The organism is Phytoamicus setariae (genome assembly GCF_016722925.1).
Classification (GTDB): Bacteria; Pseudomonadota; Alphaproteobacteria; order Rhizobiales; family Rhizobiaceae; genus Rhizobium_E; species Rhizobium_E setariae.
In genome coordinates, this window is record NZ_JAEQNC010000009.1 from 153789 (window position 1) to 177474 (window position 23686).

21 protein-coding genes are annotated in these 23686 nt (G+C 60.2%); 9 read left to right on the top strand and 12 right to left on the bottom strand.

Annotated features, from left to right (window positions below):
• The first annotated feature begins 98 nt into the window (after positions 1 to 98).
• The 4 genes from minC (at position 99) to JJB09_RS17075 (ending at position 3474) form a co-directional block, all read left to right on the top strand.
• Entirely contained in the window at positions 99 to 887 is a 789-nt protein-coding gene (minC, locus tag JJB09_RS17060; RefSeq protein ID WP_201660972.1) for a septum site-determining protein MinC, read from the top strand.
• 31 nt (positions 888 to 918) lie between these two features.
• On the top strand, positions 919 to 1734 hold the full coding sequence (minD, locus tag JJB09_RS17065) for a septum site-determining protein MinD (protein WP_201660712.1): 816 nt from the start codon (positions 919 to 921) through the stop codon (positions 1732 to 1734).
• Positions 1731 to 1994 (top strand): cell division topological specificity factor MinE, encoded by a 264-nt coding sequence (gene minE, locus JJB09_RS17070; RefSeq protein ID WP_201660715.1) that lies wholly within the window; start codon positions 1731 to 1733, stop codon positions 1992 to 1994. Before minD ends, minE begins: the two co-directional genes overlap by 4 nt.
• A 295-nt stretch (positions 1995 to 2289) precedes the next feature.
• A complete protein-coding gene (locus tag JJB09_RS17075; RefSeq protein ID WP_201660720.1) occupies positions 2290 to 3474 on the top strand; it encodes an acetyl-CoA C-acyltransferase in 1185 nt (394 codons plus the stop codon).
• 27 nt (positions 3475 to 3501) lie between these two features.
• Here the strand turns inward: JJB09_RS17075 and JJB09_RS17080 are convergent, their stop codons facing one another.
• From JJB09_RS17080 to JJB09_RS17120, 9 genes are all read right to left on the bottom strand, one after another.
• Entirely contained in the window at positions 3502 to 3732 is a 231-nt protein-coding gene (locus JJB09_RS17080) for a hypothetical protein (RefSeq protein WP_201660723.1), read from the bottom strand.
• A gap of 243 nt (positions 3733 to 3975) precedes the next feature.
• On the bottom strand, positions 3976 to 5124 hold the full coding sequence (locus tag JJB09_RS17085; RefSeq protein ID WP_201660726.1) for an amidohydrolase: 1149 nt from the start codon (positions 5122 to 5124) through the stop codon (positions 3976 to 3978).
• Between the two features lie 88 nt (positions 5125 to 5212).
• Complete coding sequence (locus JJB09_RS17090) at positions 5213 to 6526, bottom strand: NAD(P)/FAD-dependent oxidoreductase (RefSeq protein ID WP_201660729.1); 1314 nt, start codon at positions 6524 to 6526, stop codon at positions 5213 to 5215.
• 80 nt (positions 6527 to 6606) lie between these two features.
• A complete protein-coding gene (locus JJB09_RS17095; protein ID WP_201660731.1) occupies positions 6607 to 7047 on the bottom strand; it encodes a DUF1810 domain-containing protein in 441 nt (146 codons plus the stop codon).
• Positions 7048 to 7127: 80 nt separating this feature from the next.
• Entirely contained in the window at positions 7128 to 7769 is a 642-nt protein-coding gene (locus tag JJB09_RS17100; protein WP_201660733.1) for a ParB-like protein, read from the bottom strand.
• A gap of 1 nt (position 7770) precedes the next feature.
• Entirely contained in the window at positions 7771 to 9384 is a 1614-nt protein-coding gene (locus tag JJB09_RS17105; RefSeq protein ID WP_281431838.1) for a SulP family inorganic anion transporter, read from the bottom strand.
• Positions 9385 to 9462: 78 nt separating this feature from the next.
• The gene (locus tag JJB09_RS17110) at positions 9463 to 12612 is read right to left on the bottom strand and encodes an efflux RND transporter permease subunit (RefSeq protein ID WP_201660735.1); all 3150 of its coding nucleotides are present in this window, start codon (positions 12610 to 12612) and stop codon (positions 9463 to 9465) included.
• A gap of 29 nt (positions 12613 to 12641) precedes the next feature.
• Positions 12642 to 13772 (bottom strand): efflux RND transporter periplasmic adaptor subunit, encoded by a 1131-nt coding sequence (locus JJB09_RS17115; RefSeq protein WP_201660737.1) that lies wholly within the window; start codon positions 13770 to 13772, stop codon positions 12642 to 12644.
• Between the two features lie 46 nt (positions 13773 to 13818).
• The gene (locus JJB09_RS17120) at positions 13819 to 14427 is read right to left on the bottom strand and encodes a TetR/AcrR family transcriptional regulator (RefSeq protein WP_201660739.1); all 609 of its coding nucleotides are present in this window, start codon (positions 14425 to 14427) and stop codon (positions 13819 to 13821) included.
• Positions 14428 to 14658: 231 nt separating this feature from the next.
• Between JJB09_RS17120 and JJB09_RS17125 the strand changes: the two genes are divergently transcribed.
• Positions 14659 to 15009, top strand: a complete 351-nt coding sequence (locus tag JJB09_RS17125; RefSeq protein ID WP_201660741.1) for a RidA family protein — start codon at positions 14659 to 14661, stop codon at positions 15007 to 15009.
• Positions 15010 to 15205: 196 nt separating this feature from the next.
• Here the strand turns inward: JJB09_RS17125 and JJB09_RS17130 are convergent, their stop codons facing one another.
• Positions 15206 to 15892, bottom strand: coding sequence for a response regulator (locus tag JJB09_RS17130; protein WP_201660743.1), 687 nt, complete (start codon positions 15890 to 15892; stop codon positions 15206 to 15208).
• 246 nt (positions 15893 to 16138) lie between these two features.
• Between JJB09_RS17130 and JJB09_RS17135 the strand changes: the two genes are divergently transcribed.
• Together JJB09_RS17135 and JJB09_RS17140 are read left to right on the top strand one after the other, a co-directional pair.
• A complete protein-coding gene (locus JJB09_RS17135) occupies positions 16139 to 19711 on the top strand; it encodes a PAS domain S-box protein (RefSeq protein WP_201660745.1) in 3573 nt (1190 codons plus the stop codon).
• A complete protein-coding gene (locus JJB09_RS17140) occupies positions 19711 to 20418 on the top strand; it encodes a response regulator (protein ID WP_201660748.1) in 708 nt (235 codons plus the stop codon). Before JJB09_RS17135 ends, JJB09_RS17140 begins: the two co-directional genes overlap by 1 nt.
• 51 nt (positions 20419 to 20469) lie before the next feature.
• Here the strand turns inward: JJB09_RS17140 and JJB09_RS17145 are convergent, their stop codons facing one another.
• Together JJB09_RS17145 and JJB09_RS17150 are read right to left on the bottom strand one after the other, a co-directional pair.
• Positions 20470 to 20808, bottom strand: coding sequence for a hypothetical protein (locus JJB09_RS17145; RefSeq protein ID WP_201660750.1), 339 nt, complete (start codon positions 20806 to 20808; stop codon positions 20470 to 20472).
• A 216-nt stretch (positions 20809 to 21024) separates the two neighbouring features.
• A complete protein-coding gene (locus JJB09_RS17150) occupies positions 21025 to 21732 on the bottom strand; it encodes a TenA family protein (RefSeq protein ID WP_201660753.1) in 708 nt (235 codons plus the stop codon).
• 160 nt (positions 21733 to 21892) lie between these two features.
• On the opposite strand from JJB09_RS17150, the gene JJB09_RS17155 reads away from it, so the two are divergent.
• Entirely contained in the window at positions 21893 to 22582 is a 690-nt protein-coding gene (locus tag JJB09_RS17155) for a GntR family transcriptional regulator (protein WP_201660755.1), read from the top strand.
• The gene (locus JJB09_RS17160; protein WP_201660758.1) at positions 22579 to 23685 is read left to right on the top strand and encodes a mandelate racemase/muconate lactonizing enzyme family protein; all 1107 of its coding nucleotides are present in this window, start codon (positions 22579 to 22581) and stop codon (positions 23683 to 23685) included. The genes JJB09_RS17155 and JJB09_RS17160 overlap by 4 nt, the downstream gene beginning before the upstream one ends.
• The last annotated feature ends 1 nt before the right edge of the window (position 23686 follow it).

Genomic DNA, 23686 nt, shown 5'->3' on the forward strand with positions numbered 1-23686 from the left:
ACGTTCTTCGGACGCGATCCAGCCTCAGGCAGGCATGGAATATTAAGGATTTGTTAACCATCCCGATTTAGACCTCGGGTAACACAAAATTCACGAAGATTACCAAAGTGCTAACAGATTCTCGCTCCATACGTATCAAAGGTCGCTCGTTTCTGGCGATGGTGCTGTCGCCTGACATGCCGCTCGGCCAGTGGCTCGTCAAACTTGACGACCTGGCTGCCCGATCGGCAGGCTTCTTCCTCGAGCGTCCGATCGTGTTGGATGTGACCGACCTCGCAATAGACCGCTCAGAGCTGAAAGGCCTGCTGGCGGAACTTGCCCAGCGCAATGTCCGCATCATGGGTATCGAAGGTGCGAGGCCGTCGCTGTTCGAACCTGGCATGCCGCCAGCGATGAAAGGCGGCAGGCCAGCGGCGGATTTCGAGGCCACGCAGCAGGAATCAGTTGCGCAGCCGGAGCCGGTTGCGCACCAGAAGCCAGCCGCGCAGCAAGAGAAGGTCACCGAGGAGGCAAAACCGGCTCCAGTTGAGAAGACGATGCCGGAACCTCTACCGATGATGCAATCGATCATCATCCGGGAGCCCGTGCGGTCTGGCCAGTCGATAATTTTCCCGGAAGGTGACGTCACCATTGTGGGCTCGGTAGCGTCAGGCGCCGAGGTCATCGCTGGCGGCTCGGTTCATATCTATGGGGCGCTGCGCGGACGCGCACTGGCCGGATCGTTGGGAAACTCTTCCGCGCGCATCTTCTGCCGCAAGCTCGAAGCGGAACTGCTTGCCATCGACGGCATCTACACGACAGCTGACGAAATGCCCACCGACCTGCAAGGGCAGGCCGTCCAGCTCTGGCTGGAAGGCGACGAGATCAAGGCGCAAAAACTTGTTTGAAGATCAACAGAAGCAAAGGGGCGAAGGCAAGATGGGGAAAGTGATAGTCGTTACATCTGGCAAAGGGGGCGTTGGCAAGACGACGTCTACCGCCGCACTAGGCGCAGCCCTTGCCATGCGAAATGAAAAGGTCGTCCTCGTCGACTTCGACGTCGGTCTGCGCAACCTGGACCTCATCATGGGCGCGGAGCGCCGGGTCGTCTATGACATTGTCAACGTCATTCAGGGCGACGCCAAGTTGCCGCAAGCGTTGATCCGGGACAAAAGGCTGGAAACGTTGTTCCTGTTGCCAGCATCCCAGACCCGCGACAAGGACAGCCTCACCCCTGAAGGCGTCGAATGGGTGATCAATGAACTGAAGCGCTATTTCGACTGGATCATCTGCGACAGCCCCGCCGGTATCGAGCGCGGCGCGACCCTGGCGATGCGCCATGCGGACATGGCCGTCATCGTGACCAATCCGGAAGTATCCTCCGTGCGCGATTCTGATCGCATCATCGGCCTGCTGGACTCCAAGACCCTCAAGGCCGAGCGGGGCGAGCGCATGGAAAAGCACCTGCTGCTGACCCGCTACGACGCCAACCGTGCCGACCGGGGCGACATGCTGAAGGTCGACGACGTGCTTGAGATTCTCTCGATCCCGCTGCTCGGCATCGTTCCGGAAAGCATGGACGTTTTGCGCGCCTCCAATATCGGCGCACCCGTAACCCTGGCTGACAACCGCAGCGTGCCTGCTATGGCCTATTTCGACGCCGCCCGCCGGCTCGCGGGAGAGGAAGTGCCCATGGCTATTCCCGGCGAAAAGAAAGGCTTGTTCGGGAAGATATTCGGTCGGAGGGCTGCATGAACATTTTCGGTATATTCAACAAGCAGCGGTCCGCGCCAACCGCGCGCGAGCGACTTCAGGTACTTCTCGCTCATGAACGATCATCGCTCGGCCAATCGGATCTGGTTGCCATCCTGCGGGAAGAAATCCTCGCCGTGATCGCCAAGCACGTCCAGCTCGATGCGGACAGTGTCAGCATCAAGTTGGATCGCACCCAGCACGTCTCCATCCTGGAGATCGATGTCGAAATTCCGTTGGACGCTGAATTGCACGCGGCTTGACGCCCGCGTGCCTCACGACAAGATTGCAATCGATCCAGCATTGGGTCGATTGCCTTGAATGCGGCTTCACCTTTGCCTGCAGCCCGCGCAAGGTCGGATTGCCGCCCTCTCCTTCTCTCCGATGCACAGATCCTGAATGAACATGGCTGACCGCTGCTAAGCGCTTCAGGATTTGCGTTACCCGCCCTTTCTCAGGCCAAGGGCATATGAAAATCCGCGACATTGTCGGCAGGAATGATACGCTGGCTCACCAGCAGAAGGCGTTGCTGCAAAGCTAGACCAGGAGGTCGATCCGATGAGAGAAGATCCGATCGTCATAGCCGGATACGCCCGCACCCCGATCGGCGGGTTCATGGGCGACTTCCGTGACGTGCGCGCGGCCGGGCTTGGCGCAGCCGCCATTACAGCTTCCCTGAAGCAGGCAGACCTTCCGCCCACGGCAGTCGATGAGGTCGTATTCGGCTGCGTCCTGCCTGCGGGCCAGGGCCAGGCGCCTGCCCGACAGACCGCCCTGGCAGCCGGCCTACCATATTCCGCCGGCGCAACCACCGTCAACAAGATGTGCGGATCGGGCATGAAGGCTGTGATGATCGGCCATGACATGCTGGCATCGGGAAGCGTCGATGTGGTCATCGCTGGCGGTATGGAGAGCATGTCCAATGCCCCATACCTGCTGGACCGGGCCCGCGGCGGCTATCGCATGGGCCACGGCCAGATGATGGACCATATGTTCCTCGATGGGCTGGAGGATGCCTACGACAAGGGTCGCCTGATGGGCACATTCGCCGAGGACTGCGCGCAGGAACTGGGTTTTACCCGTGAGGACCAGGATGCATTTGCAATCCGCTCGCTGACACGCGCACAACAGGCAATGGCCGGTGGCTGGTTTGCTGCCGAAATCACCCCTGTCACAGTCATCGCCGGCAAGGTCGAACGGGTCGTCGATGCCGATGAACAGCCCCCGAAAGCGAAAATCGAGAAGATCCCGACGCTACGCCCCGCCTTCCGCGAAGGCGGCACAGTCACTGCGGCGAATTCCAGCTCGATTTCAGACGGCGCGGCGGCCCTGCTACTATTGCGCAGATCCGAGGCTGAACGACGCGGGGTGACGCCGCTCGCGATCATCGTCGGGCATGCCACGCATGCGCAGGCGCCGAACCTGTTTCCCACCGCGCCCATAGGCGCCATCGAACGGTTGCTCACCCGGATTGGCTGGACCGTGGACAATGTCGATCTTTGGGAGATCAACGAAGCCTTTGCCGTCGTCACCATGGCGGCCATAAAGTCCCTGAAGTTGCCGGAAGTCCGTGTAAACATTCATGGCGGCGCCTGTGCGCTCGGCCATCCCATCGGCGCATCAGGTGCACGCGTGATCGTCACCCTGCTATCGGCATTGCGGGCGCATGGCCTCTCTCGGGGAGTAGCCTCGCTTTGCATCGGCGGAGGCGAAGCTACGGCATTGGCTGTCGAGCTTGTTTGACAGACCCAGTGAGGTAGCTGCCCCGGGCTAACCGCACGGCGGGTGAACGATGATGATTCCAACGAGCTTGGCGCGACCATTTTCTCCCCGCGAAAACAGCATGAGATATTTTGGATCGCGGCTATCAGTACAATTGGTGGGTATGCGCGGCGCCTCGATGGCGGGGAACGGGCGCATACTGGCAATATCGTTGATCACAGGGTCTACGGACGCCAGTGCCGAAGATGCTGTGAGCCAGAGTAACGCGATCGCTTTCATCGTCGCATTTCCACTTCCCGATCTTCACTGAACTCGGGCGCAAACAAGCCGGTATTTCGGACGAAAACGCCCTATCCAGAAGTGTTTATATCGGCGCTTTGTTCCACGTCTGCATAATAATTCGCAGTCATCGTCAAAAGCCCGGCAGCAATTATACGCTTTTGCGGAGCGTCCGGTGCTATTGCCCTGAAATAAATATTCGAGACAATCCTGGTCGGCGAGGGCTACGAATCCCCCTCACCGCTACCCCAGAATGTCGCTGACAACGCGCATGAACACGCGCGCACCGATCGGGATCAGGGCATCGGGAAAATCGTAGTCCGGATTGTGCAGGCTCGCGACACCCTCGCCTGCGCCGAGAAAAAACATAGCGGCCGGCGCGTGCTTGCCGAAGCGGCCAAAATCCTCCGAACCGCGCATCGGCAGATCGCCGGCGTCATGCATGATGCCTTCGGCATCCAGCGCGCGCTTCAAATGGGCAACGGCATCGGGTGCATTTTCACAATGCAGGAACACGTCGTCATAGGTGATGGAGAGAGCGAGTCCGGCCTCGGAAGCGACCCTTTGCACCAGCGCTTCCGCCATCGCACACAGACGCCCCATCCTATCATCCGTCAGCGTCCGTAGCGTAGCCCAGATCTCGCCGTGCCCCGGGGCGATGCCGAAAGCCGCTTCGCCCAGGCGCGCATGCGTGACCGTCACCAGCGAAAAATCGGGATCGGGCGGCGCACCAGCGGCCAGTTCGGCAAGCGCCGGCATCAGGGCGGCCATCGCCTGCATCGGCGAATTGCCCTGATGCGGCATCGAAGCATGAGCTGTCCGGCCGGTCAGGACGATGCGCATGCCGCGAGAGGCGCAATTGACCACCCCTTCGACCAGCGCGACCTGGCCCAGCGGCATGCCGGGCATGTTGTGCAGCGAAAAAGAAATGTCCGGCGCAATTTCTGTAAACCGCGGATCGGCGATCACGGCTGCAGCCCCCGCCCCATTCTCCTCGGCCGGTTGGAACAACAGCACGACGCGGCCCCTGGCCGGTCGTTGCCTGGAAAGGCCAAGCCCGACCGCAGCCAGAATTGTGGAATGCCCGTCATGGCCGCAAAGATGGCCTCGTCCCGGAACCGTGGAGCGGTAGGGTACCTCGGTGAGTTCCTCGATCGGCAGTGCATCCAGCTCGGACCGGATAAGGATTGTTGGGCCCGGCCGCGCGCCTTCGAAAACCGCCGCCACGCCATGACCTCCCAGACCGGTCAACACACGATCGGGGTCCATCGGCGCGACAAACGCCTGCACGCGCGCGGCGGTTTGTCCCTCTTCACCGGAAACCTCCGGAAAGCGATGCAACTCGTGCCGAAAACCGATGAGCCGGGACATATCGTGATCTGTAAGAAACATAGGCATTTCACCATTCATCGAAGGGTATTACTCAGTCAGAGCTGGCCAAACGCCCATTTGCGTCAAGCGCAGGACCCGCCTGCCTTGCTCAGACGCCGGTGCTCGGCCGATGTCTGGTTCCGTCGATAAACCTTTCATAACGGAAGGGTGTGGGATCCACGAGTGGCGTGTCACCAGTGACGATGTCAGCCGTCAGCCTGCCCGCTGCCGGGCCGATACCGAAGCCATGGCCGGAGAAACCCGTGGCAATGACCAGACCGGGCTGGGACTTGACCGTCGAAATCACCGGCACTGCGTCGGGTGTCGCATCGATATAGCCAGCCCAGCGCTGAACGATCGGCGCACCCTGGAAAACCGGAAACGCCCTTTCGATGCGCGACTGCGCTCTTCTCAACAGGGCGAGATCAGGGGCGGGATCGAGCACCCTGTGCCGTTCGTAGAGGAGTCCGTCTTGGTTTCCACCCAGCAGGCCAACGAAATCAGGACTGATGCGGAGGCTGAAAGACTGCCACTCCTGCAGCATCATCGGCACGAAATCACGAAAATATCTGAAACTGTCGGGCACGATCTCGTGGCGACTGCTCGATCCCTCGGCAATCGTATAGCCACCGTCGAGACGCTTGCGATAGGCATAGCCATCCGCCCAGGCAGCACCTTCCGGCCCACCCTCCACCGGTCCTGTCCGCATCACGGAGGATCGGACCGCAAGCTGCGGTAACCGGATGCCAAGCCCGTGGCAAAGCGTGCTGGACCATGCGCCCCCGGCAATCACGACAGTGCTGGCGCGGATAGGGCCTCGCTCGGTCACAACACCCGAGACCCGCCCGCCCTCGGTCTCGATTGTCCGGACGGAGCACTGCTGGAGCACCGACGCACCCGCACGGATGGCTGCCCGTACAATCGCGGGGCCGGCTTTCTGCGGTTCGGCGCGGCCATCGCTGCCGGTATAGAGTGCAGCATGGCTTGGTTTCGCTGCGCCGGGCCGCAGTCCGGCAAGTTCAGGACCGGTGACGATCCTCGAGTCCAGCGCATAGTCGTCGGCCTTGCGCAGCCAGTCTTGATGGTGGGCCACGTCCTTGTCATTGTCACACATGTACAGAATGCCGGTGCGCCGGAAGCCGACATCTTCACCGACCAGTGCTTCCATGCCGTCCCAGATCTTGAAGGCTTCAACGATCAGCGGCAATTCGCGCGGATCGCGCCCCATCCGCCGTACCCAGCCCCAGTTGCGGCTGGATTGCTCGCCGGCGATATGCCCCTTTTCCAGAAGAACGACCGACACGCCGCGAAGGGCAAGAAAGAGGGCGGTACTGACCCCGATGATGCCGCCACCAATAATCACAACATCGGTCGATGCCGGCATCTCCGTCGATGTCGGCACCACGTCCACCACTGGCCCCATGAAAACCCCCTCATCAATCGAGAGCATGTTTTCGCGGCAATGACTGGCCCTGTCAATGCCGGCCGGGAACCAACATCGGTTCAGCCGATTTTCAGCAGATCGAGCGTCCTCTGGTCCATCTCGCCTTCCCAGAAGCGATCGAGCGCCCGCTTGTAAGGCGCGTTCCCATCGGCAGACGCAAGCGCAAACAGCGTCATCGACGACCGGAATTTCATATCGTCGGGCGCGCCGAAAATCTGATGTAGCGTAAGGCCCTGTGTGTGCAGGACCGCCATCGTGCACCGTTCCAAACGCGGCCCGAGCAGCGGATGCGCGAGGTAGGCGCGCGCTTCGACGATCGATACCAGACCGTAACGCTGAGCTGTGGGGGACGATCCCAACCCGTGAAGCTGCGGGAAGATGAACCACATCCAGTGGCTCCGTTTTTGACCAGCTTCAAGTTCGGCAAGCGCTCGCTCGAAGGTTGTCTCTTGAGCAGCGACAAACCGATGAAGATCGAAACTGCTGGATTGTTCGGTCATGAGCGCACCCTGTTGCAGCGACAAAGATAGAAGACTCAGCCGCCAGATTTCGCTGGCCAGCTGGAATACGAACTCTCCGGTCAGGACAAGGCCGAATGCCGCGCCCCATCCGCCGGACCACACCAGCCAGGAAGATGACTTGCCGTCTCGCCCCGTGCAAGTTCCATGGCTTTTGCCAGCGCCGCGTCGAAGTCGCGCTCCACCAGCTTGCTTGCCACCCGGTTGCGAAGATAATCCGCCCATTGGAACTCACTGAATGGCAGCGTGTCCTTTGCGTAGCCCCCAGTTTGCCTGAGCGCACCTGCCAGCGAGCGATAGGGATCATCGGCAAGCTCGGAAATGCTTCGGGGAATGTCGGCGAACTCCCGTCGCCTGCCTTCGGCGTCAAAAGGATAGGCCCAACCTCGATGATCGACGAAACGCCAGAACTCCTGCTTGCTGAGGTAGCTGATGTCGCAAACCTCACTGGTCAGAACGTGATTGACGCCCTCGTCGTGCAGCGCCCGGACCAAATGATGATGATCGATCAGATAGTACCTGTTCTTGGGGCCGACGATGACGGGCACCATGTGCCGCCCGATAAACTCGGGGCCGTCTATGTCCATCCGCTTTCGCCACTCGGCTCTTTTGGCCCCAACCTCACGCATGCCAACCGTCATTTGAGTTGGGCGCAATTCTGAGATGTCCACGGGCTCGAGTTTTGGTTCGTAGGAGTGGATCATATCAACCTCCGGCTTGTTTGCTCTGCTGCAACACCGCATTCACGGCATCCTCGACGCTGAAGCTGCTGCGAGCGACGGCATCGCCGCACGCGGCAGCCAGCAACAGGTCCTTCACCTGGTCGTGCATGCGCGCATACTGCACCGTCAAACCCGCCTTGCGCATCCGCTCGTCGAATTCGAGCAGGGCATCGAGAGCGGTGGTGTCGAAGTCTATGCTCTCCTCGAGACTGACGACGACAGCCTTCAGATCCCGGCTGCCCAGAGCCCGGGCGGAGACCCGGCCGAGCACTGACTCTGCATTGCCGAAGAACAATGCTTCGGTGGGTCGCCAGATTCCAATTCCCGGAACCTCGCTTGCATCTTCATGACGCGCGATATCAACGAAATCATGGCTGTCGCCCAGCCGACCCAATTGCGCGACGCCCGAAAATGCAACACGACGGATAAAAATCGCAAAAGACAGCGCCACGGCAACCAGCAGTCCGTCCAAAACCCCCAGCACCAGCACGCTCGCGGCCGCAGCCAGCGCGACCAGCCAATCGCGCCGCAGCCGCCACAACCGTAGCAACGGCGCTGGATTGAGCGCGTGAAACAGCGCCGATATCACCACTGCGGCCAGCACCGGGTGGGGCAGCTTAGCCACATACCCTCCGGCGATTGCAATCAACACAGCCACGCCGATTGCCGCAACGACTGCGCTCCAGCGGCTCGTCGCGCCCGCCGCTTCGTTTGCAACGCCAGCAGAAAAGCCCGCGCCGACGGGCATCCCCTGCACGAGCGCACTGGCGAAATTAGCAGCGCCAAGTGCGCCAAGTTCCCTGTTGGCATCGATCGTATCGCCGTTGCGCAGCGCCAGGGAACGGATGGTTCCCCAGGATTCGGCGAGCAGAATAAATGCAAGCGGGAACGCGAACGGGACAAGGCGCAAGATCTGCGTCCGATCGATGCCCTGCAGAAACGCCCAGTTCAGAGCGATGTCGATAGGCCCTACCACAGCAACACCGCGTGACGAGAGATCCAGTAGATACGATGCCGCCACGCCACCGACCAGAACCAGGAAAGCGCCTGGCAAAGCGGGAATACGTCTTAGTGCTGACAGTGCCGCAAGGGCGGCCAACCCGATTGCAACGCTTGGCAGATGCCACCCCGAATAGGCCGAGAAAAAAGCATACAGCAGATGAAAGATATCCCGGCCATCGACCGGGATCCCGGCAAGCACCGGCAACTGGCGAACAACGATCGTAATCGCAAGCCCGAAGGCAAACCCGCCAAGCACGGGCCGCGACACGAATGCGGCAAGTGCGCCGAGCCTCATCAGCGAGGCGACGAGGAACAGGCATGCGACCAGACCGATCAGCACGGTGACAAACAGCATCTTCTCCGCACCCGTGCCGGGCAGCGTGCCGATGCTGGCCGCAAGAATGGCGGCGGACGACGAGGTCGGACTGACAATGGCAAACCGGCTGCGCCCCGTGGCGGCATAAGCCAGGCAGCCGGCAATCGCGGCCAGGATCGCCCTCTCGGGCGGCAGTCCCGCGATGCCGGAATAGGCAACGGCTTCAGGGAGCATAAGTCCAGCGACGGAAAGTCCGGCAATGAAGTCACGCGTGCGCAAATCGGCATCTCCAGATGCGCAAGCATTACGCGCGACAGCCGGGATCGGCAAGCCATCCGCGGCTTGCCGATACTTAACCTACTCGGCTGCGATCGAAAGCGGGCGTGCGGGCGCAGCCAACTCGGTGTCCGGTTCCTCCACCGGCTGAGAATCCTCGCTATTCCACTTTGGCTCCCGGCCGAAGAACAGGGCATAGGCTGCTGGCAGGACGAGGATCGTCAGGATCGTCGCGACCAGAATGCCACCCATCATCGAGTAGGCGAGCGGCCCCCAGAAGACGCCGCGCGAGATCGGGATCAGCGCGAGTACCGCCGTCAATGCCGTCAGCATGATGGGACGGAAGCGCCGGACGGCAGCCCCGATGATCGCTTCGGAACGGTCCATGCCCGCCGCGATGTCCTGGTCGATCTGGTCGACGAGGATGATCGAGTTGCGCATGATGATGCCAAGCAGCGCGATGACGCCAAGGATAGCCACGAAGCCGAACGGAGCGCCACTGATCAGCAGGGCTGCGGCCGCACCGATGATGCCGAGCGGCCCGGTCGCCAATACCAGCATCGCCTTGCCGAAGTGCTGCAGCTGTATCATCAACAGGATTACGATCACCGCCAGCATGATCGGCGCCTTGGCTGCGATCGAAGCCTGACTTTCGGCAGAATCCTCTGCTCCGCCCTGGATCTCGACCTGGTAGCCTGGCGCCAGACTGTCGCGCAGCGGCTGGAGTTCTTTGAAGAGCTTCAGCGCCACATCGTTGGACTGCACGCCGTCCGGCAAGGTTGCCCGCACCGAGATCGTCGGCAGGCGATTGCGGCGCCATTCGATACCCTGTGCAAGCACCGGCTCGACCTTGGCGACTTGCGACAACGGCACGAACGTCCCCAAATCAGTCGGGATATAGACCGAATCCACCGCCGTCAGCAGGTTGCGGCTGCCATCAGGCTCGCGGGCCACGATGGAGATCGTCTCCTCGCCGTCACGGAAGCCGTCGAGTGGTGCGCCGGACATCGAGGCCTGCAGCATCTGCCTTATGCGCTGGGAAGTGACCCCGAGCGCACGGGCACGATCCTGGTCGATCACCAGCTTCATGGCGGGAACCGGCTCCAGCCAATCGTCATGGATCGCGCCGAGCTGCGGATTTTCCGCAAACTTCGCCTTCACCTGATCGGCAATGCGGCGTACCTCGGCGCGATCGGGGCCTGTGACGCGCATCTGTACCGGCCAGCCGGTCGGCGGTCCGAGAAACAGCCGGTCGACCTTGCCGCGAATGTCAGGGAAATCTTCGGCAAGGATGGTTCTGAGCTTGACGATCAGGCGCTCGCGGGCCGGCTCGTCCTTGGCCATGACCAGCAGCTGGGCAAAATTCGGATTTCGAAGTTGCTGGTCAAGCGGCAGGAAGAAGCGCGGCGCGCCTTCGCCTATGTAGGTGGCGATGAACTTCTTGTCCGGGTCCGGCATCATCCTGGTTTCCAGCGCCTTGGCCTGGTTCTCGACTTCCTTGATGCTGGTGCCTTCAGGCAGCCAGAGATCGACGAGAATTTCAGGGCGCGAGGACTGCGGGAAGAAGTTCTGCGGGATGAACTGGAACGCCCAGAGACTTCCGGCAAAGGTGAAGATTGTCATCGCGAGCACGATGATCCGGTGGCGCACCGCCCAGCCCACCGTCGAACGGAGCGTACGATAGAAGCGCGTGTCGAACACATCGTGGTGGTCGCCCGCATGGGCACGCTGCTTGAGGATCATGTTGCCGAGCCACGGCGTGAAATAGACAGCCACGAACCACGAGACGACAAGTGCGATGCCGACGACATAAAACAGTGAACGGACATATTCACCGGCGGTCGAGGCGGCGAAACCGACCGGAATGAAGCCGGCCGTGGTGATCAGCGTGCCCGTCAGCATCGGAAAGGCTGTCGACGTATAGGCGAAGCTTGCCGCATCGACCTTGTGCAGCCCTTCCTCCAGCTTGCGCTCCATCAGTTCGACGACAATCATCGCGTCATCGACCAGCAACCCCAGCGCAATGATCAATGCGCCAAGCGAAATGCGCTGCAGATCGATGCCGAGTTCGTACATGATGGCGAAAGTCGCGGCCAGCACCAGCGGAATGGTGATGGCGATGACCAGACCCGAACGCCAGCCGATCGACAGGAAGGACACGATCAGCACGATCGCCAGCGCTTCGGCGAGTGCGCGCATGAACTCACTGACTGCCTCGGTGACAACTTCCGGCTGGTTGGAGATCTGCTGGACTTCGACGCCATAGGGCAGAGATGCCTGGAAGCGCTGATAGGTTTCTTCGACGGCATGGCCGACATCGGTAACCTTGTAGCCCTTGGCCATCACCACGCCGATCTGAACGCTGTCGGCGCCATTGAAACGGAACTTGCGCTGATAAGGATCCTCGAGGCCGGCAGAGACGGTCGCGATGTCGCCAAGCCGCGTTACCTGGTCTCCCGCCTTGAGGCGAAGATTGCGGATGTCGTCGATCCTGTCGACAGCACCTTCGACCGAGATGCGCACCGAACGGGTGCCTGTATCGACCGAACCTGCGGGATCGACGGCATTCTGGCCCTTGATCGCATTCTGCAGGTCGTTCAGCGTCAACCCGCGCTCGGCCAGCGCTTTGGAGGACACATCGATGTAAATCTTCTCCGGCTGGTCGCCGATGATGACAGCTTTCTCCACGCCAGGCGTGGTCAGCAGCATGTCGCGCGCCTGGATGGCGAATTTCTTCAGCTCCGGATAGCTATACCCAGCACCGGAGAGCGAATGCAGGGTAATGAAGGTGTCGCCGAATTCATCGTTGAAATAGGGACCAAGCAGCCCCTCGGGCAACTCGCCGGCGATATCGCCGACCTTCTTGCGGACCTGATAGAACGCGTCGGCGACTTCGGCTGCGTCAGTATCGCCCTTGACCTGAAGCGTGATGATCGCGCTGCCCGCACGGGTGTAGGAACGGACGAAATCGAGATGCGGCGTTTCCTGCAGCTTGCGCTCGATCTTGTTGACCACCTGGTCTTCCATTTCCTGGATCGATGCGCCCGGCCAAACGGCCTGCACCACCATGACGCGGAAGGTGAAATCCGGGTCTTCCTTCTGGCCCATGTTCATCAGGCCGAAAACACCGGTCAGGATGATCAACCCGAACAGAAAGCGGGCAATGCTGGGGTGACCGATCGCCCAGCGCGACAGGTTGAAGGATTGCTTGCCTTCATCGGAGGTTTTCATCGACGTGGTTCCGCTTTGATGGATCGGGTTTACGGCAGCAGTTCGGCGGCAACCTGAGCGATGAAGTCGCCAGGCAGCTTGACCTTGAGGTTTTCCGTCATGAACTGAGTTCCGGCCGCGACCACTACGTCTCCGGGTTTCAGGCCTTCAGCAACCCGGACTCCGTGATCGGTAAAATCGGCGAGCCTGACGGCGCGCGAATGCACGGTTTCGCCCCGGCGATCGACGGTCCAGACAATCTGACTGCCATCCTTCTTGGCGAGCGCGGACAGCGGAATCGTGACCCCGCTATCAGGCGACACAACATCGGCTTCGACCGTGGCGGTCATCCCGAGCAACACCCGAGGATCGTTCGGCAGGCTGACGCGAACCGAGAAGGTTCTGGATCTGGCGTCAGCACTACCGGAAACTTCCCGGACCTTGCCGTCGAGAACCACTTCCTGATCGGACCAGAAGCGCGCCTTGACGGTCTTTCCGGGTTTGAACAGGGCAATGTCGTTTTCCGGAACGGCGATTTCGGCTTCCTTTTCGTTCTCCGTCACCACGGTAAGCACCGGCGTGCCGGCACTGACCACCTGCCCGGTGTCGGCGCTTATTGCCGTGACAATGCCTTCGCGATCAGACTTCAGGTCCGCATAGTCGAGCTGGTTTTTCGCCTGATCGAGTGTGGACGCCGCCGCGATACGGACCGAGACAGCCTGCTCATAGCTCAGCGCCGCCTGTTCAGCCTGCGCCTTCGACATCACGCTGCTCTTGAACAGGGACTTCGCGCGCTTGTTGACGATATCAGCGGTCTCGACTGCCTTTTCCGCCGCGGCAAGATTAGCCTCGGCCGTTTTGACGGCCAGTTCGTAGTCTGTCGTATCGATCCGCGACAGCACATCGCCCGGGTTGACCCGGTCGCCGATATTGACGAGCCTTTCGGTTATCTTGCCTGCTACCCGGAACCCGAGATTCATCTCGGTGCGGGATTTGACGGCCCCGGAGAACTGCAGGCGGCGAACCTCGCCGGTCTGTGCAATTTCGACCACCTTGACCGGCCGAACGACCTGCTTGGCCTCGACCTTTTCCTCGGAGCATGAGGCAAGGACAGCGAGCCCCAAAAAAGCGGCGGTGAGCGCGGATGCGCGCCTGACAATAAGAGTTTCTGGCGAAAACATTTTCGCACTCCTGAACACAAGGGTTTCGTTACGGCAGCCGCGGCGCTTATTTCTTGAGGGCCCGGAGCGCGAATTCGATCAATTCGTCTGGCGTCGCCCGATTGGTCTTGGCGAGACACTGGGCGACCATCTGTGGATGGCAGAGGATAACTGTCGCTGCGCCGAAACATCGTGAGGCAGCGTCCGCGTCCTGCTCGGCGAATTCTCCCGAAGCAATGCCTTCGCGGATCACGTCGGCGGCGAGATCGTGGATACGATTGATATGCTTGTCGATGACATGCCAATCACGCTCCAGCGCCACGACCACCATTTCATGAACTTTCTCATGGTCGAGCATCGTCTCGAGGGTCGTCTTGTGCTGTGCGTGGACCCATTGCCTCAGGCGCTCGGTCGCACTGATCGGCTGACTGAGGATCATACGCGACTGCTCATAGACAGCCGTCAGCATCCGAGCGCAGATGGCTTGATGGATTTCGGTTTTGGACGCGAAGAACCGGTAGATATTGGCCGGCGACATCCCCAGATCCTTGGCAATGTCGGCGACATTGGTCTTGGCGTAGCCATAGTGCCGGAACAGCCGCTCGGCGCTGTCGAGAATGCGGGTGACATTCTCGCTACGCAGGGAGTCCATCTGATTTTCCAGTGCGTCGACCATGTGTTCTTGTCCAAAATTACGACTGACGATTTTTCATTTTCGTCAGTCGTAATTCATAAATCGAAAATAGTCAATCCACTTGCCACCACATTCCGGGCAACTTTTGGCACCAATGAGGTCGCCAATACGCGTTCTTCCATGTATGGAGCACATGCAAACGAATTCCGAGCCGGCAAACAGAGCTCCTTGGAGCGGCCAGCGGGACAGTTCAGTTAAGGGAAAGGAAATACCATGACGATTACACGCAAGGGCTTGGGCGTCCGTTTTCACCAGGTCGTCGAGGCCGGCGGCTTCGTATTCCTGGCAGGTATCGTAGCCAACGACACCTCTGGCGATACCGCAGCACAGACCAAGGACATTCTCGACCAGATCGATGCACTCCTGGTAAGCGTCGGCTCCTCCAAGGCGCAGATCGTGACCGCCAATATCTGGCTCTCGGACATCAAGACGATCGGCGCCATGAACACCGTGTGGGACGTCTGGCTCGACAAGGAAAACGCGCCGGTTCGCGCTACCGTCGAGTCCAAGCTTGCTGCCCCGGAATACCTGGTCGAAATTCAGGTCAAGGCATTCAAGGGCTGATTGCATCCACCGGTGCAAACACCCAAAGCGTTTTTAGCTTTTCATGAAAAATGCGGGCGCCTGACCCCGGACGCCCGCATTTCCATGCTCCCCGCCTAACAGCTGCCCGTGCGGCAGTAGGCGCTGATTCGGCTGATATTTCAATATTAGCGCTAGGCAATACACTTCTATTCACAGGCGGATCGGGCAAGCCGGTTCAAATTCTAGAAACGCCTTTGTAAATATAGCCATTGCCACGCGCCGTCTCGATAAGATCGCCGTTCTGGCCGTTCTGCTCCAGCTTGCGTCGCAGCCTCTTGATACGGGAATCGATACTCCGGTCGATGGGATCTGTACCATGGGCGGGCGCGAGACTAAGGATCTCATCCCTTGTGAGAAGCTTGCCGGGTCGCGTTGCAAAGGCCGCGATCAGGTCGATTTCGGTCGGAAACAACGGCACTTCGTCGCCATTGGGTTCGAACAGCTTCCATTGCTTCAGGTCGAGGGAAAAGGCCCCGAACGGGATCATATCCTCGGCCCTGAACCGCCGACGGCGCAGCACCGCCTCGATACGGGCGTTGAGTTCGTTAAGCGAGAACGGCTTGGTCACATAATCGTCTGCGCCGATTTCCAGACCCACCACACGATCGACCAGATCGATGGCACCGGTCAGCATGATGATTCCGAGGTCGTGATGCTCCCGCATTCGCCGCGCGATGCTTAAGCCATCCTCGCCGGGCAGGTTGAGATCGAGAAGTATAAGGTCTACCGCCCCCTCCCCGACCAGTACATCCAGACTCTCTCCGCTGGTCGCACATCGCACGACGTGCCCCTGCGTCGTGAGGAAGTCTTCAATCATGCCGCAGAGCGACTGGTCGTCATCGACAACAATCAGCTGCGCCATGGCTGTTTAACCCCTTCTCGCCCCATTTTTCTCATGCTCCGAGGATATTTCGTCAAGCAGTCTCAATGCAACGAAAAAAGAGACGCCAGGCGGTGGTTGCCGGCTCGTCCGGCGGACCGCAAAACGACCAGCGACATCGGCGTGAAACAAAGCACTCCCATTTTGCCCCGCAGAAGCATTGCATTATCTTGGGGCGACAGGCTTGATACGAAACAACAGCAGGCTCCAGGATGAGGTTGAGAGAGCATGACACGCGCAAAGGCGGGCGGCAACGAGGTAGTACGGCATGGCCGCATCGGGCCGTCGCCGCGATTGCTGCTGCTTTGTGCCCTGCCGCTTTCCCTCATGATCGTTGCCATCGTCGTCGATCAGTTCTGGCGACAGCAAAAGACGCTGCTGACCGAGCTCGAGCGGGTGATGAACGAACAACATCACGCGCTGGGCACGCTCGTTGCGGAAAACGACCAGCAACTGGCGCGCATGCGACTGACGATGGTAGACGGGATAGCAGGCATGGAAGGCCTGTCCAGAATGCGTGCGGGCGAATTCAATCCCGTTTCCGTGAAGCTTCCTTCTGCAGAGGTAAACGGCCTTGAATGGGCCCCCGGCGCCCACAATGCGGCGCTGGGAAGCATCTTTACGATCCCGGATATTGCGACAAAGCCGCCTGACGCCATCGGCCCGATGGACGCCGCCATAAATCTGCTCTCTTCCCTGCACATCGACCGGAAGGCGGGATCGAGCTCGCATTCCAGCTATTTCCTCTCGGCACAGGCGGATTTCGTCGCCGTCTATCCCGGCCTGAGCCTGCGAGCGATCGCCTGGGCCAGCGGCGTGGAGCACTCGATCCGCAGTCTCGGCGATCTATTCGCATCCCTGCTCGGCTCCGATGTCTACAAGCTTGGCCTTCCCCAGAACAATACTAACCGTCAACCGTATTGGACCAAGCCATATGTGGATGCGGCCGGCTTCGGCATGCTGATAAGCCATGCCGCGCCCGTCTATCTCGGAGACCGCTTCTACGGCGTTGTCGGCACCGATCTACGGCTGGAATCTTTCGACGCCGTCATTGCACGCATGCCGCAACCCCTCGGGCTTCTGGCCGTTGCGACCGATAAGGGCGACATTCTCAGCATCAACGGCCGGGCGTTCAATGGCGACCGCGCCAAAATGACCGATTACCTCAGGAAAACCGGAGCGCTGGGTCCCAAACCCCTTGGCAACATCAGGGTTGGCTTCGAGGAAACTGCCAGCGACTGGGTTCGTATCCAGGCGTCGTCAGCCTCACCCTTCCGCCTCGTCTACGTGTTGCCGAAAACCGATCTCAATGCCTACCTGTTGCCGCGTTTCGCGCCGTATGCACTGATCCTGCTCGGGTTGGGCGCGACATTGCTCGGCATTTTCTATCTGCTGCATCGCACCTATATCGCGCCGAGCTTCAAGCTCGCGGAATATCTGACGCTGCAGGCCGCCGGGGTCGAAACGACAATCCCACCCCTGCCAGCGGGTTGGCGCAAACATTTCCTAACCATCGCCGGCATTGTTTCGACGATGCACCGCTATCAGGCCCGCCTGGAGCAGAGCGAGGCGCGGCTGCTGGCTGCCACGTCCAGTCTCAGCGACGGTTTTGCCATTGCCGACGCGGAGGGCAAACTCGTCTTCTTCAACGATGCGTTTGCCGGCCACCTGGCTGGCGACAAGCAGGCGGATGTCGCGGCGGGCGTCGACATCGCTTCTCTCATCGATCTCGAAAAATTCAATGTCGACGGCACCGAGGTCGAGTACGAACTGGCCGATGGCCGCTGGATCGACGGATGGCTCAACGCCATGCCGGATGGCGGCAAGGTCATCCTACTGCATGACATCACCGACACCAAACGCACCGAGCTGCAGATCCGTGAGAGCGAGGCACGCTACCGACTGGTGATCAACACCCAGACCGAAATGGTGGCGCGTCATGATCCGAGCGGGCATACGACTTTCGCCAACGACGCCTATTGCCGCTACCTTAGCCTGTCGCTCGACGAGCTGCTGAACCGCGAGATCAGCGACTTCGACACGATTTTTCCTGATGACCGCGAGATGCACGAAGCGCATCTCGCATCGCTAACGCCGGAGTCCCCCACTGCGACCATCGTCATCCGCAACGTGCTGATGCCATCAGGCGATATTCGCTGGGAGGAGTGGACGGATACCGGCATCTTCGACGGCGACGGCAGATTGATCGAAATTCAGGCGATCGGGCGCGATATCACGGAAAAAGTGCGCGCAGAAGAAGCCCTGAGCGTCAGCGAAGCCAGAATGGCCGCCTTTCTCGAGCATGCGCCAGTTGCCATGCTGGCCAAGGACCGCAACGGTATCTTCACGCTCGTCAATCCCGAGACGGTCAAGCGCCTGGGACGTCCCGCGCACGAGATCATCGGCAAGCGGACCATCGATATCCTGCCGGCTGCCGAGGCGGCGATGATGGACCGCTCGATCGAGCAGGTGATGGAAACCGGCGAGGTGCAGATCGAGGAACAATACCACCCGTCGCTCGACCCGTTTCTCTACAGCATGTTCATCCGCTTTCCCGTACGCGCGGAAAACGGTGAGATTACCGGCACCGGTGTGTTTGCTGTTGATCAGACCAGTCAAAGACTGGTTGAACTGGAGCTGGAGAAGCAACGCGGCGCACTGCACCAGAGCGAGAAGATGGCCGCGCTCGGTTCGCTGCTTGCGGGCGTCGCCCACGAGCTCAACAACCCGCTTTCGATCGTCGTCGGCTACTCCGGAATGCTGCATGAAATGGCCAAGGACGAGGCGACGAAGCGGCGGACGAAGGAGCTTCATGCCGCCGCCGAACGTTGCGCGCGCATTGTCAAGACCTTCCTTTCGATGGCCCGCTCGAAGCCGATTGAAAAGCGCAATGTCTCTGTCGATACCGTCATGGACGACGTGCTGGAACTGGCCGCCTATGGGCTGCGCAGCAACGGGATCAATGTGATACGCGAGCGGCTTGTGACCCTGCCGGAATTCTTCGCCGATCCGGACCAGTTGCATCAGGTGTTCATGAATGTGGTTCTCAACGCCCAGCAGGCGATGTCCGGGATCGACGGCGAGCGCAAGCTCAATGTCAAGAGCTATCGTGGACGCGGTCACATCGTCGTCGATATCCTCGACACGGGTCCGGGCATTGACGACGCCACGCGGGCGCGGGCATTCGAGCCCTTTTTCACTACCAAACCACAGGGCGTGGGAACCGGTATAGGCTTGTCCGTCTGCCTTCGGATCGTAGAAGCGCATGGCGGCCTCATATCGCTCGATGCCGCACCCGGTGGTGGCACACTCTGCCGTATCAAGTTCCCGATGAGCCTCGACGTGCCCAAGTTCGGAGATGCCGAGACCGTCACTGATTTCCGCCTGTCGGGAAAGCTGCTCGTGGTTGACGACGAAGCCGCGATTGGCGAGTTCCTGGTCGACGCACTCGGGGCGGAAGGCGTTGAAGTCACCGCCGCTACCAGCGGCCGCGAAGCACAGCAAATGGTGATGAGGCAGGATTTCGACGCCATTTTGACAGACCTCAGGATGCCGGGCATCGATGGCGGCAAGCTGGTCGATTTCATCCTCAAGAAACGCCCGCACCTGGAGGGGCGTATTGTCGTGATGACCGGCGACGCACTGAATGCCCAGAACCGCCCCGAACGCGTCGACCTGCCACTGGTCACCAAACCGATCGACCTTGCCTTGCTGCGCGCAGCGCTGCGGCCATTGCTGAACCAAGAGACGACTGCCGCCGAAGAGGCAGCCACCCGCATTGCGCATGGAGGAGTGAACTGATGTCCGAAGCCAACATCGTTGTGGTCGATGACGAACCGGGCCTCAGGGGCATGATAGAAGATTACCTGTCGATGCAGGGCTATGCGGTGCAGCCCGCCGAAAATGGCGCGGCACTCGACCGGCTTTTGGCATCCAGGTCTCCCGACCTTATTTTGCTTGATGTCAATTTGCCGGGCGAGGATGGGTTCTCCATCGTCCGGCGCCTGCGGAATGCCGGCGAACGGATGGGCATCATCATGCTTACCGGCAATGCCGACGAGGACAGCAAGGTGACGGGACTGCTGAATGGCGCAGACGACTACCTCGCCAAGCCTTTCGAAGTCCGCGAGTTGCTGGCGCGGGTGCGCAGCGTGCTCCGAAGACTACCGCCAGCCGCCGAGAAACCTGCCGAAGCTCGCCAGAAGCTGGCGCTTGGCACCTTTGTCCTCGATGTGGCGGGGCGGCGCCTGTTCGATGGCGGCGGTCTGGAAATCGAAGTCAGCAGCATGGATTACGATCTGCTTGAGGCATTCGCTCGCCATCCGCGTCAGGTGCTTTCCAGAGACCGTCTGTGCGAACTTGCACATGGCCGTACCCTGGGCGCGGCCGACCGCAGCCTTGATATCCGTATCGCCCGGTTGCGCAAGAAGCTGGAGAAGGATCCGACGGAGCCGGCAATCCTGAAGACCGTGCGCGGAGAAGGCTACGTTTTCGAACCCGAAGGGTGAAGTTGATAGAGCACATTGCTCCAAGTGGAACTGAACGGATCCGCTTTCGGTTCAGTTCGACGCGATGAGGCAGGCCGATACGATCGAGCGCATTGCATGCACGGCCACCCGCGTATCGCTCGGTGCCGGGCCGATCGGGTTCGCGACAGCGACGTTCGCCGATGCAACGCCATGTGCAGCAAAATCCAGTGCCAGGAGGCCCGCGATGGACCGCGTCTTCAAGTTTTCGCGGCTGTTGGACGCGGGAGATGCAATGCCAGGTCCCTTGCTGATTTCGGCACGGGCTACTTCCATAGCAGGCAGCATCGCCGCGCCGAGTTCGAAACCGACGACGGCAGAAATAACAATGACAGACACTGCGGCAGCACTGAGGCGCAAGGAAGTGGACATTGATCTGCTCTCTGAATCTCGGAGCGCGACGACAACACGTCGGCTACATCGATGGATGCAGATCTAAAGTTCGTTTGTTTCATCTGAATGTCGTTGTTTCAAATTTGAGCGACCCAAGTGAAACAAATGAAACGAAACGAACAAATTTGAAAGTTGAAACAATCTACCGCCTGAGGAGTTCCGCAAGCCATCTTGTAGCGCGATAGGCCTAGATGGCTATTCCGCGGCGATGGGCTCTTTCGAGTGTCCGGCGTTCAGACCCATTTGCCAAAAAGCGGCTTCCAGCCGGGTCGCTGTGTTGAAAATCTTCGATAATTCGGCAAAACGCGCGTCTGCGCCGCGGCGCTTGCCCAGTGAATCGAGATTTTCGATGGCCGCCTGCGCGCTGGCGAGAAAGTGCTCGCCCTCGTAGTTGCGGATCCAGTCCGCATACATGTTGCCTTCGATGACGGTGGCCTTGTCGGAAATCAGCAATTGGCCGATCTCGGCATAGCCGGCAACGCAAGGCATCAGCGCCACCCACAAATCCAGCATATCACCGGAATGCCCCACATCCAGCACGAAGCGCGTGTAGGTCATTGTCTCGGGCGCTTCGGGCTCAGCCTCGATCATCGCCTCGGTCAGGCCCCAGCCAGCGCAATATTTCAGGTGCAAAGGCAGTTCCTGCACGATCGCATCAAGCGTAGCGGTCGCCATTCGGATGTCGGCAAGCGTCGTGGACTTGTGGGCGAGCAGTGCATAGGCCCGCGCGTAGTGGATGAGGAAGAGGTAATCCTGCGTCAGGAAACGTCGAAAGCAGGCTTGGGGCAGCGTGCCGCGTCCCAACTGCCCGACGAAGGGATGATTGACATAATCAGTCCAGTCAGCACCTGCCGCAGCCCTGAGCCTGCCGAACAATCCGAAATCAAAATTCGCAGTGATCATATCCGTCCCCCTCGGTTGCTTTTTCTAGCCTTGCAGCAAGACAATTGAAACCTGTCCGCGAGCCCCTCAATAAGAAAATCTCCGACACGCGTAATTTCAAATTGCTAGATTGTCGACAATGTGATTGATTTCAAGTCCTGATCCTCAAAACGGAATGTAAATGACCAGGACTGAATTCGAGCCGATTACCGACACGACGCGCCGGGCCGAAATCGTCGGCAAGCTGCGTCGCGCGATCTTGACCGGCCAGTTCCAGCCTGGGCAGAAAGTCAACGAACTCCGGATTTCCGAACAGATGCGGGTCAGCCGCGCGCCGCTGCGCGAAGCCATCCGGGAGCTCGTACAAGAAGGCCTGCTGACCAACGTTCCCTATGCCGGCGCTTCTGTGATCGACGTCACTGCCAAGGATATTGCCGATGCCTATTCGCTTCATCACGTGCTGGAGGAATTCGCCATCGAACGCGTCTGGCCGCTTCGCGACGAGACCTTTCTGAAGGAACTCGATATGCGGCACGAGGCGGTGAAACAGGCGACGATTGCGGGCGATCTGACCCGCCAGATCGAGACTGCCCTCAAGTTGCACAGCCTGATCTATGAGTGGGTCGATCACCCCCTGCTGCTCGACACATGGCAAAGGCTGGCGGGGCGGCTGCAGATGTATTTTGCCCTCCACCAGCAAGCCCGGGATGAAGCCGTGCCCGCGGTGGATATGCATGAGGACTATGTGCGGCTGCTCACCGGTGACGACATCGCTGCCGCAAAATCATACGCACATGAGCATATAGACTGGGATTTCGAGGAACTGGTCGCCTACGCGAAAAGCCTCGAAGAAAGTGGTAAGAAGAAATGAAAATCAAGGAAATCAAAGCCTACCGCATGCTGCAGCCCTTCGTGGACGGGCCTTACAAAATGTCGAAAGGCCGCCATGCCGACGCCTTCGATTCGATCATCGTTGCCCTGACGTCTGATGACGGCGTGACCGGCTGGGGCGAGATGGCGCCTCTCGGCACGTTTTACTCCGCCGCCTTCGCGGCGGGCGCCGAAGCCGGCGTCAAGGAGATCGCCCCTCACCTCCTCGGCCTCGACCCTCGCGCGCTGACCCAGTTCAACCGGCGCATGGACATCGTTTTCAAGGGCCATCCCTATATCAAATCGGCCATCGACATGGCCGCCTGGGACCTGACGGCACGCGCAGCCGACGTACCGCTCGTCACCATGCTGGGCGGCAGCGACGGTGACATGGCCGAGCTCTACAAGGTCGTCACCCATGGCACGCCCGACTCCATGGCCGCGCATGCAACACGGATCATGGCCGAGGGCTACAAGCGCATCCAAGTCAAGGTCGGCGGCGACGTGCACGGAGACATCGAGCGGCTGGCCGCAGTTGCGGGCGTTGTGCCGAAAGGCACTGTGATCTTCTGCGATGCCAATGCCGGCTGGACACCGTTTCAGGCGCGGCAGTTCGCCGACGCATCCCGGGCGATCGATTATGTCTTCGAACAGCCCTGCGTGACGATCGATGACAACATGTCGGTCCGCCGTTCGCTCGACAAGCCGATGGTGCTCGACGAATCCGTCGAGACGCTGGAAGCACTGTTGGAGATTCATCGGCGGGGTGCGGCCGATGGCGTCACGCTGAAGATTGCTCGCCTTGGCGGTGTCTCGAAGACCCGCCAGTTGCGCGATCTCGCCGTCGATCTCGGCCTGCTGGTCACAGTCGAGGACACCGGCGGAGCGGAAATCGACACGGCTGCAATGGCGCATCTGTCGCTTTCGACGCCGGTAGAGCGCCGTCTGCATGCCATCGCCTTCCATGAATGGGTGACCGTGCGGACCGCCTCCAACATGCCGCCTGTCGTCGGCAGCCAGATGGGCGTTCCGAAGGGACCGGGACTTGCCATCGACGTGGTGCCGGACCTGATCGGCAAGCCATTCTTGCAGCTGAAGGCCTAAG

Excerpts from the sequence above, each read along its gene's own strand:
- minD (WP_201660712.1), top strand. The coding sequence starts at position 919 with ATGGGGAAAGTGATAGTCGTTACATCTGGCAAAGGGGGCGTTGGCAAG.
- minE (WP_201660715.1), top strand. The coding sequence starts at position 1,731 with ATGAACATTTTCGGTATATTCAACAAGCAGCGGTCCGCGCCAACCGCG.
- JJB09_RS17075 (WP_201660720.1), top strand. The coding sequence starts at position 2,290 with ATGAGAGAAGATCCGATCGTCATAGCCGGATACGCCCGCACCCCGATC.
- JJB09_RS17080 (WP_201660723.1), bottom strand. The coding sequence starts at position 3,732 with ATGAAAGCGATCGCGTTACTCTGGCTCACAGCATCTTCGGCACTGGCG.
- JJB09_RS17085 (WP_201660726.1), bottom strand. The coding sequence starts at position 5,124 with ATGTTTCTTACAGATCACGATATGTCCCGGCTCATCGGTTTTCGGCAC.
- JJB09_RS17090 (WP_201660729.1), bottom strand. The coding sequence starts at position 6,526 with ATGGGGCCAGTGGTGGACGTGGTGCCGACATCGACGGAGATGCCGGCA.
- JJB09_RS17095 (WP_201660731.1), bottom strand. The coding sequence starts at position 7,047 with ATGACCGAACAATCCAGCAGTTTCGATCTTCATCGGTTTGTCGCTGCT.
- JJB09_RS17100 (WP_201660733.1), bottom strand. The coding sequence starts at position 7,769 with ATGATCCACTCCTACGAACCAAAACTCGAGCCCGTGGACATCTCAGAA.
- JJB09_RS17110 (WP_201660735.1), bottom strand. The coding sequence starts at position 12,612 with ATGAAAACCTCCGATGAAGGCAAGCAATCCTTCAACCTGTCGCGCTGG.
- JJB09_RS17115 (WP_201660737.1), bottom strand. The coding sequence starts at position 13,772 with ATGTTTTCGCCAGAAACTCTTATTGTCAGGCGCGCATCCGCGCTCACC.
- JJB09_RS17120 (WP_201660739.1), bottom strand. The coding sequence starts at position 14,427 with ATGGTCGACGCACTGGAAAATCAGATGGACTCCCTGCGTAGCGAGAAT.
- JJB09_RS17125 (WP_201660741.1), top strand. The coding sequence starts at position 14,659 with ATGACGATTACACGCAAGGGCTTGGGCGTCCGTTTTCACCAGGTCGTC.
- JJB09_RS17130 (WP_201660743.1), bottom strand. The coding sequence starts at position 15,892 with ATGGCGCAGCTGATTGTTGTCGATGACGACCAGTCGCTCTGCGGCATG.
- JJB09_RS17135 (WP_201660745.1), top strand. The coding sequence starts at position 16,139 with ATGACACGCGCAAAGGCGGGCGGCAACGAGGTAGTACGGCATGGCCGC.
- JJB09_RS17140 (WP_201660748.1), top strand. The coding sequence starts at position 19,711 with ATGTCCGAAGCCAACATCGTTGTGGTCGATGACGAACCGGGCCTCAGG.
- JJB09_RS17145 (WP_201660750.1), bottom strand. The coding sequence starts at position 20,808 with ATGTCCACTTCCTTGCGCCTCAGTGCTGCCGCAGTGTCTGTCATTGTT.
- JJB09_RS17150 (WP_201660753.1), bottom strand. The coding sequence starts at position 21,732 with ATGATCACTGCGAATTTTGATTTCGGATTGTTCGGCAGGCTCAGGGCT.
- JJB09_RS17155 (WP_201660755.1), top strand. The coding sequence starts at position 21,893 with ATGACCAGGACTGAATTCGAGCCGATTACCGACACGACGCGCCGGGCC.
- JJB09_RS17160 (WP_201660758.1), top strand. The coding sequence starts at position 22,579 with ATGAAAATCAAGGAAATCAAAGCCTACCGCATGCTGCAGCCCTTCGTG.